This window comes from Commensalibacter communis, from assembly GCF_947179015.1.
Classification (GTDB): domain Bacteria; phylum Pseudomonadota; class Alphaproteobacteria; order Acetobacterales; family Acetobacteraceae; genus Commensalibacter; species Commensalibacter communis.
Genome location: NZ_CAMXCM010000024.1, coordinates 1 through 1,158 on the forward strand (window position 1 = coordinate 1; position 1,158 = coordinate 1,158).

The window sequence follows — 1,158 nt, forward strand, 5'->3', positions numbered from 1 at the left end:
ACGCTCACCTTTATCACCTTGCGCACCCGTTGCACCATCTTGACCAGGCAGCCCTTGAGGCCCTTGAGCACCTTGTTCACCTTGAAGACCTTGGGCACCTTTGATGTTACCTGATGGTTGCCAGTTATTGCCATTAAATACAAAAAAATCAAAAGTTTTCGTATTAATATAGCTGTCTAGCTCTTTATAATGTGATGAGACAACTGGGGCTTCTGATCCAAAAAAACATAACGATCCTCGTGCTCCTGAAGCTCCCTTTAAGTTACTTAACTTAATCCATTGGGTCTTATTAAAGCTAAACAAGTCGCTGCTGGTCGTATTAAAATACAAATCACTGGTTTTATAAATCTCGTTATAAACAGGATCTGAAGTGCCACTGTAAATAACGCTGCCAGCTTCGCCTTTTAAATTGCCAATCTTGTCCCACGCATACAAGTTCTCTCCAACAGGGTTCGTTTCGAATAAATCACCCGTTGCCGTATTTAACCATACAAGGTTCTTGCCCGCATCATCACGAACTGGATCACGATTAGACGTTAGAATTTGAGTGCCAGCTTCGCCTTGTATCCCTTGGATACCCTGAATACCTTGGATCCCTTGCTCACCTTGGATACCTTGAACCCCTTGGGGACCTTGTTCACCACGAGGAAGGATAAAGTCAAACACAGCATCATATGCTGTGCCAGTATTCTTAACCACAGCAAGGCCACCAGCCTCAGAAGCAATCACCTTGCCAACCTCAATACTCGCAGCCTTACCTTGCTCTCCTTGAGGACCATCGTTCCCAATCACATAAGAGCCATTTTCACCCTCTCCGATAATACCAGATGGCGATATCGGTAACGTCGCAACAAACGTAAGAACTTCCGTCAACGCCGTCGTTACCGTAAAATTAATCCCAACTTTGGTATTAATTCTTCCACCACTAATCCGAACTTTAAACGTTTGACCAGATACACTGGTTTGATCAACCACAACCGTCTCATCAGAAGAGCTCGGAGACGCAACAACACATAAAATCCTGTCTGTAGATGCCATCCGATTGGCCATCGAAAATTGATAAAATACAGACTCAGTCGGCGATTTACATTGTAAATCAATCTCCGTCGTTCCTAAACAACCAGACGGTAAAATAATAATCTTACCACCTTCAATCTT

The 1,158-nt window shown here is 43.6% G+C and carries 1 protein-coding gene; it reads right to left on the minus strand.

The annotated features are described in order from the left end of the window. Positions 1–1,158: collagen-like triple helix repeat-containing protein (locus PQG54_RS12250; protein ID WP_271807736.1), on the minus strand; the 1,158-nt coding region annotated here is incomplete at both ends.